Genomic DNA, 7,509 nt, shown 5'->3' with positions numbered 1-7,509 from the left:
ACCTCCGCAATGGTTGAAAGATCTAAACGGCGACCATTTCGGAGGTTGCGGACAACAAATCCCGTCGGAAAACAACCATCCGCAAGGTGCTTCTTCAAGCGGGGACGCTTGAACTACTTTACGGATGGGCAGTAATCAGAATTGCGTTACGAAAATCGAATAATTATGAAAAATCATCTAAAAAAATACATTGATTATCTTTCTTCACAAAATGTGTCCGCACACACAATTCGGGCTTACAAAACAGATATTTCATTATTCGAAAAATTTTGCAGACAATTTTTTCCGAATGAAAAAGTAATTACTCAGGAAATAACCAAGCAAATGTTTCGTGATTTTCTTCAATACGAAAATGAAGATGGAAACAGTAATAGAACCTTGGCAAGGAAAGTAATTTCAGCAAAGGGATTTTTTAAATTTTTAGCATTCAAAAATTATATACAATCCAATCCCCTTTCTGAAACGAAAATTCCAAAATTTGAAAAACATGCTGCCACTTTTCTGACTGAAAAGGAAATGAAATTTGTGTTATCAATTCCCGATCAGGAAAATTTACTCGGCATCCGCAATCAGGCAATCTTGGAAATTTTATACAGTAGCGGAATACGAATTAGCGAACTCGCCGGATTGAAACTTTCGGATGTGAGTTTGAATGAAAAATTGATAAAAGTTATGGGGAAAAGAAGCAAAGCCAGAATTGTCCCAATCGGCAACTATGCCGTAAAATCTGTTAATACATATCTCAAAATTCGTCCAACATTTTTAGACAAGAAAAAAACGAAAACCAAATCGCTCTTTGTTTCCAAAAACGGCAATCCCCTATCTGCTGACGAACTTCGGTATATTATAAATAAGTATATAAAAGTAATCGAAAAATCGCGGCAATATAGCCCCCACACCGTGCGGCACAGCTTCGCCACTCACCTCCTCAATCACGGAGCAGACCTGCGCTCGGTGCAAGAGTTGCTTGGGCATGCCAGTCTTACTTCCACAGAAATTTACACGCACACTTCCATAACACAAATGAAAAAAGTGTATCAGCAGGCGCATCCGCATGGGGATAGAAAGAAATAAATTTAAAATGGAGACCAAAAATGAAAGTAATAGACACTCACGCTCATCTGAATTTTGACAGATACGATAAAGACAGAGACACAGTGATAAATACCGCTTTTGCAAACGATGTTGTAAATATTATAAACATCGGAATTGATGCAAAAACATCTCTCGAATCAATCGAACTCGCAAAAAAATACGCTAAAATCTATGCAACCGCAGGCTGGCATCCCCATGATGCTACAACCTTTGACAAAAAAGAATTGAAGAAGCTCTTGATTCACGAAAAAATCGTGGCTGTTGGTGAAATCGGGTTGGATTATTTTCGCAACTTGAGTCCGAAAAATATACAGAAAAAAGTTTTTCGAGAGCAAGTTGAAATCGCAATGGAGCACGATCTTCCCATAGTTCTGCATGACAGAGATGCTCACAAAGACGTAATGGAAATTCTCACAGAACTGGCACCAAAAAAATTAGTTTTTCACTGCTATTCAGGTGATTACACAATGTCCCAAAAAATTATTGAAATGGGTTGGCACATTTCATTCACGGGTGTGGTTACTTTTGATAGAGCGAAATATTATAGCATTATAAAAGATCTGCCGGATGATAAATTTTTTGTGGAAACCGATGCTCCTTTCCTCACTCCAAAGCCGCATCGGGGAAAACGTAATCGCCCGGAATATGTAAAACACATTATTCGAGAGATTGCGGAAATTCGAATGAAAACCCCGAATGAGATAGCAGAGATTACCACACGGAATGCGAAGAAATTTTTTGGTATTTAGAAGATGTCTTGATGTCGCACCTACGGTGCTGTTTTTTATAGCTCTTTGTTTCATAAGGCTAACGCCTTATGCTACAAATATATCGCACCTCTGGTGCTAATTCTGAGATTGGCAATTTAATCCTTTGTGATCTTTGTGTCCCTTGTGGTCTATTTTTTTTACTAATCTACTTTTTCCAACAACACCAGAGGACCGTGTGCTACAGTTGGCATTCATTTCTCGTTCCCAAAGCATATTCTGCCAATCTTGTTCCCAAGCCCTCATGAAATGTTAATGTTTAAAATATTGACAGTTAATACCACAATCTTCAAGCCTAATTTAAATAAACCAAGGAATTTTCATAATGTTAAAAAAAATAAAACCAACTAAAACAACTGCCTGGAAAAATCTGGAAAACCATTTTTCTGATATTCAATATCTGCAAATGAAAAACCTATTTAAAAATGATAAGAATCGGTTTGAAAAATTTTCCCAACAATTTGAGGATATTCTTGTTGATTACTCCAAAAATATAATTACTTCGGAAACGCTACATTTGTTAATGAAATTAGCGGAAGAAATAGACTTACAAGATGCAATTGAGCAAATGTTTTCCGGTAAAATTATAAACGAGACTGAGCATAGGGCGGTTTTGCACACTGCTTTACGAAATCGTTCAAACAATCCTGTGTTTGTAGATGGAAAAAATGTCATGCCGGAAATAAACGCAGTTATCGAACAGATGAAAAATTTCTCCGAAAAAATTATTTCCGGATCGTGGAAAGGCTTTTCGGGAAAGCCTATCCGCAACATCGTGAATATCGGTATCGGCGGTTCAGATCTCGGCCCAAAAATGGTTGTGGAAGCACTTCGTCCATATCTGACAAAAAACATCACACCCCATTTTGTCTCAAACGTAGATGGAACTGATATTTCCGAGATATTAAAAAAAGTTGATCCGGAAACGACTTTGTTCATGATTGCTTCAAAAACATTCACAACTCAAGAGACGATGACGAACGCACAAACTGCTCGTGAATGGTTCCTCAATATAGCACAAGATAAGGAGCAGATCAAAAAGCATTTTGTAGCAATTTCCACGAACAAGAACGGAGTGGAAAAATTTGGGATTGATCCCAAAAACATGTTTCGTTTCTGGGATTGGGTGGGTGGAAGATATTCTCTCTATTCAGCAATCGGGCTTTCAATTGCCTGTTCGATCGGATACGAGAATTTCATCAAACTTTTGGAAGGTGCTCATCTGATGGATTTGCATTTTAGAAAGTCGCCCTTTTCCAAAAACATTCCGGTTATTCTGGCTTTAATCAGTTTGTGGTACAATAATTTTTTCGGGGCGGAATCCGAAGCGATTCTTGCTTATGATCAATATCTCAAATATTTTGCTCAATATTTCCAGCAAGCAAATATGGAAAGTAATGGCAAATCTGCGGATCGCAATGGGAAGCCGGTGAATTACCAAACCGGACCGATAATCTGGGGACAACCCGGCACAAACGGTCAGCACGCTTTCTACCAGCTTATTCATCAGGGAACGAAAATGATCCCGTGTGATTTTATTGCTCCGGCAATTAGTCACAATCCCATTGGAGATCATCATTGGAAATTGTTAGCTAATTTTTTTGCTCAACCGGAAGCTCTTATGAATGGAAAAACAGCAGAAGAAGTTCGGGAGGAATTAATCAAATCAGGCTTGAATGCAGAAGAGGTAATGCTACTTTTACCCTATAAAGTTTTTACCGGCAACAAACCAACAAATTCAATTCTTCTGAAAAAAATTACCCCAAAATCTCTTGGAATGCTGATCGCAATGTATGAGCACAAAATTTTTGTTCAGGGAATTATCTGGAATATTTTCAGTTTCGATCAGTGGGGTGTGGAACTGGGAAAACAGCTGGCAAAACGCATTCTGCCGGAATTAGAGAACACAAACCAAATCACTGCTCATGACTCATCAACAAATGGTCTGATAAATGCTTATTTGCAAATGAAGTGAAATTAATATGCAAGTGGAACATTCCGCAAAGCTGGGGCTTTGCACAAAAAACGTTCCTCCCGAAAGCTTTCGGGAGGGCTTGGGAACGAGATAGATTCTTACGATTCCTCTAACGAAATGGAGAATGTATAAGATATGCCCAAAAAATATGATCTTGTCATAATCGGAGGAGGTGCAGCAGGTTTGATCGCAGCAATTTCTGCTGCGAGAAACGGAGCCAAGACAGTAATTCTGGAAAGAATGAAAAGGGTTGGGAAAAAAATTCTTGCTTCGGGAAACGGTAAGTGCAATTTTGCTAATTTCAATCTTCAAAGTTCTAATTTTCACGGACAAAATCCCCACTTTGTGAAATCCGTTTTTAGGCAATTTGGTTTGAATGACACTCTCCAATTTTTTGAAACTCTGGGGCTTAGTTGGAAAAAAGAAAAAGACGGCTCCCTTTTTCCTATAACGGAAAAATCTTCCAGTATTCTGAATATTCTCCGATACGAAATTCGGAGATTGAAAATAACAGAAAAATGTGATTGGGAAGTGAAATCAATTCGGAAAGATAAAACCATTTTCACTATAGAATCCAATAAAAACGAAATATTCCGGACTGAAAAAGTAATACTTGCAACCGGAGGAATGACCGCTTCATATCTCGGGTCTAACGGGAGCGGATTTGATCTGGCAAAAAAACTCGGACATACAATCGGGCAGCCATTTCCAGCTTTGGTGCAAATTCGTTTAAAATCGCCATTTCTAAAGCATTTGGCAGGAATGAATTTTGATGGAAAATTACAATTGCTCTCTCAGAAAAAAATATTACAAGAGGAGCAAGGTGAAATTCTTTTTACGAAATATGGTATTTCCGGTTTGCCGGCTCTAAAAATTTCTCGTAAAATCGGTGAGAGCAATAATCTGCACAAAATCCAATTATCTACTGACTTTTTTCCCAATATTTCCCTTGATGAAATAAAAAAACTCCTCACGCATAGATTTGAGCTCTTGTCCTACAAAAAAGTTGGAGAAAGTTTTGAGGGATTCTTAAATAAAAAACTTGCATTTCCAATTTTGAAAGACGCTGGCGTGGATTTTAACAAAACAAGTAAAAATATTTCTTGTAAAGAAATTGATAAAATTGCTAAGATTCTCAAAGGATGGAGATTTAAAATTACCGGCACAAATTCCTGGCGAGATGCACAGGTTACTGCCGGTGGAATTTCCACAAAAGAAGTTAACAAAGAAACACTTGAATCGAAAATAATTAGTGGACTTTTCTTTGCCGGCGAAATTCTGGATATTGATGGAGACACCGGAGGATTTAATCTGCAATGGGCGTGGTCTTCGGGTTTTGTTGCTGGAAAATTTGTAATACTCCCTTAATGTTGAAATCATATCAAAATAAGTAAAACCATATTATTTGACTACTAAATTAGGCAGTTGATGGAAAAGGCACAAACGGTAGCAAATTAGCGTAGTATGAAAAATGTTCTAAAAAATCCATCATAAAATACATATTAGGAGTAAGATGCAAGAAAAAATATTAGTCAGGATTATTGCAGGAAGCAAATCAGATTTAAAATTTGTGGAGATAACCGAACAGGTTTTGCAAGAATACGAAATTGGCTTTGACAGCTTCATTTCCTCTGCCCACAGAAATCCGGAAAAAACATATTCTCTTGCCTTGGAAGCAGAAGCTGAAGGAATACAAGTCATTATCGCAATGGCTGGCATGGCTGCTTCACTTCCGGGAGTTGTTGCTTCAAAAACCACTTTGCCGGTAATAGGAGTTCCGCTTCCGGGTTCCGACCTAAATGGATTGGACGCCTTGTATTCAATTGTTCAGATGCCGAGTGGAATTCCAATCGCTACAATGGGGATTGGGAAAGCCGGAGCAAAAAATGCGGCTTTTATGGCTATGTCAATACTTTCTCTTCAAAATCCGGAAATTAAACAGCAACTCTTGAATTATCGCGAATCTTGGAAAAACTGATTTGCATAAATTTCAAATTAGTCAAAAACTTTGACAAGAAAACGCACTCTTAAAAAAGAGTATAAAACTCATAAGTGAAGAAATGAAGCCAGATTTTAGCGATGAATATTGGATGGAATTTGCATTGCACGAAGCAGAAATTGCTTTTCAAGACGATGAAATTCCGGTTGGAGCTGTGATAGTTTACAAAAATGAAATTATTGCAAGTTCCCACAACAGTACCCAAAAATTGAACAACCCTTTGGCGCATGCAGAAAAACTTGTCATCGAAGCAGCTCAGAAAAAAATAGGCAAATGGCTATACGGTTGCAAATTATTTGTAACTCTGGAACCTTGTTCAATGTGTGCGGGAATAATCATTTTGGCTCGTATTGATGCGGTAATATTTGGTGCTTTCGATGAAAAAAGTGGAACAGTCGGTTCTTTGTATAACTTGTTACTTGACAGTCGTTTCAATCATAATCCCGAGGTTAAAAGCGGGATTCTTGCAGAAAGATCAAGCCGTCTTCTCAAGAATTTTTTTCGGGAAAAAAGACGAATATAAATTTTTTTATTTAAACGGAGAGGTGTCCGAGTGGCTTAAGGAGCACGCCTGGAAAGCGTGTGTAGGTTTACGCTTACCGCGGGTTCGAATCCCGCCTTCTCCGCCATTTTTTTATTTTGGAGAGATGCCAGAGCGGTTGAATGGGACGGTCTCGAAAATCGTTGTCCGTATTCGCGGACCGTGGGTTCGAATCCCACTCTCTCCGCCATTTCAAATAATTACACATGACGAATAACATTCCGGAAATTTATGGCAAATTAGAAACATCCGAAAACAATTCAATTTGGGTAGCAGTTCGAACAAAACCGCGGCACGAAAAAAAAATCGCCAGAAAATGTATAGACTTGAAATTACCCTACTACCTACCTCTAAAAGATAGTGTTCGAGAATACAAAGATCGAATTAAAACTTATCGGAAACCACTTTTCCCCGGTTATATTTTTTGCAGATTATCGCCTGCAGAACAGCGAAAGCTTTCTTCGATCGGTTCCGTGCTTACTTACTTAATTCCCACCCAACAGAAAATCCTTGTAAATGAACTTATTCAACTCTATAATTTCCATAATTTGGGAGCATCATTTGAAGAGCATAAATTTCTTAAACGCGGGAAAAGAGTTCGAATTTTGCGAGGTACATTCGCAGATTATGAGGGCAAAGTTTCTAATCGCAAGGGGAAATATCGGGTAGTATTAAATATAAGTCTCATTAATCAAGCTGTAGCAATAGAAGTTGATGCAAAAGATATTGCTATTTTAGATGATTTAGACGACTGACCTTTCTATCAAATTCCTTAAAAAAGTAGAAAAAACAGCATTTGTTCTGTAATTAATGTCTATCCGTAAAGGGAAATCTTGAGTTAATTTCCGTTTTTTTGAACTTGACTTAAGATTTCCCAACTCACAAATATAACGCTAATTAACTTAATAGATAATTTTTCCAATTCGTCACGGAATGGTCCGTGACGTCTCGGAAAGGCTACTTTACGGATGGACACTAATTAGAGTCCATCCGTAAAGTAGCATATCAAGTAAAATATATTCTTCATCCTTTTTACAACTCATCCCCTAACCCCTTCTCTTCAAAGAGAAGGGGAACTTTTGTCTCCCTCTCTCCGCCAGCTGGCGGAAGGGTCGGGGTGAGGTCGAAAAAT

General features: G+C 38.1%; 7 protein-coding genes and 2 tRNA genes. All 9 read left to right on the top strand.

The window, feature by feature from the left end:
- The first annotated feature begins 165 nt into the window (after positions 1 to 165).
- The 9 genes from U9P79_10625 (at position 166) to U9P79_10585 (ending at position 7,132) form a co-directional block, all read left to right on the top strand.
- On the top strand, positions 166 to 1,074 hold the full coding sequence (locus U9P79_10625; GenBank protein ID MEA2105066.1) for a tyrosine recombinase XerC: 909 nt from the start codon (positions 166 to 168) through the stop codon (positions 1,072 to 1,074).
- A 20-nt stretch (positions 1,075 to 1,094) separates the two neighbouring features.
- Entirely contained in the window at positions 1,095 to 1,844 is a 750-nt protein-coding gene (locus U9P79_10620) for a TatD family hydrolase (GenBank protein ID MEA2105065.1), read from the top strand.
- A 343-nt stretch (positions 1,845 to 2,187) separates the two neighbouring features.
- Positions 2,188 to 3,837, top strand: coding sequence for a glucose-6-phosphate isomerase (gene pgi / locus U9P79_10615; protein ID MEA2105064.1), 1,650 nt, complete (start codon positions 2,188 to 2,190; stop codon positions 3,835 to 3,837).
- 135 nt (positions 3,838 to 3,972) lie between these two features.
- On the top strand, positions 3,973 to 5,205 hold the full coding sequence (locus tag U9P79_10610; protein ID MEA2105063.1) for an NAD(P)/FAD-dependent oxidoreductase: 1,233 nt from the start codon (positions 3,973 to 3,975) through the stop codon (positions 5,203 to 5,205).
- A 145-nt stretch (positions 5,206 to 5,350) separates the two neighbouring features.
- Positions 5,351 to 5,815, top strand: a complete 465-nt coding sequence (gene purE, locus U9P79_10605; protein ID MEA2105062.1) for a 5-(carboxyamino)imidazole ribonucleotide mutase — start codon at positions 5,351 to 5,353, stop codon at positions 5,813 to 5,815.
- A gap of 82 nt (positions 5,816 to 5,897) precedes the next feature.
- The gene (locus U9P79_10600; GenBank protein ID MEA2105061.1) at positions 5,898 to 6,359 is read left to right on the top strand and encodes a nucleoside deaminase; all 462 of its coding nucleotides are present in this window, start codon (positions 5,898 to 5,900) and stop codon (positions 6,357 to 6,359) included.
- A gap of 16 nt (positions 6,360 to 6,375) precedes the next feature.
- Positions 6,376 to 6,465, top strand: a tRNA-Ser gene (locus tag U9P79_10595).
- A 12-nt stretch (positions 6,466 to 6,477) separates the two neighbouring features.
- A tRNA-Ser gene (locus U9P79_10590) sits at positions 6,478 to 6,567 on the top strand.
- Positions 6,568 to 6,583: 16 nt separating this feature from the next.
- Positions 6,584 to 7,132, top strand: coding sequence for a transcription termination/antitermination NusG family protein (locus tag U9P79_10585; GenBank protein MEA2105060.1), 549 nt, complete (start codon positions 6,584 to 6,586; stop codon positions 7,130 to 7,132).
- Positions 7,133 to 7,509 lie beyond the last annotated feature (377 nt).

The sequence above is a fragment of the Candidatus Cloacimonadota bacterium genome (genome assembly GCA_034661015.1).
Classification (GTDB): domain Bacteria; phylum Cloacimonadota; class Cloacimonadia; order JGIOTU-2; family JGIOTU-2; genus JAYEKN01.
The sequence above is the reverse complement of the archived record's forward strand: the minus strand, read 5'-3'. Positions and strand labels throughout refer to the sequence as shown.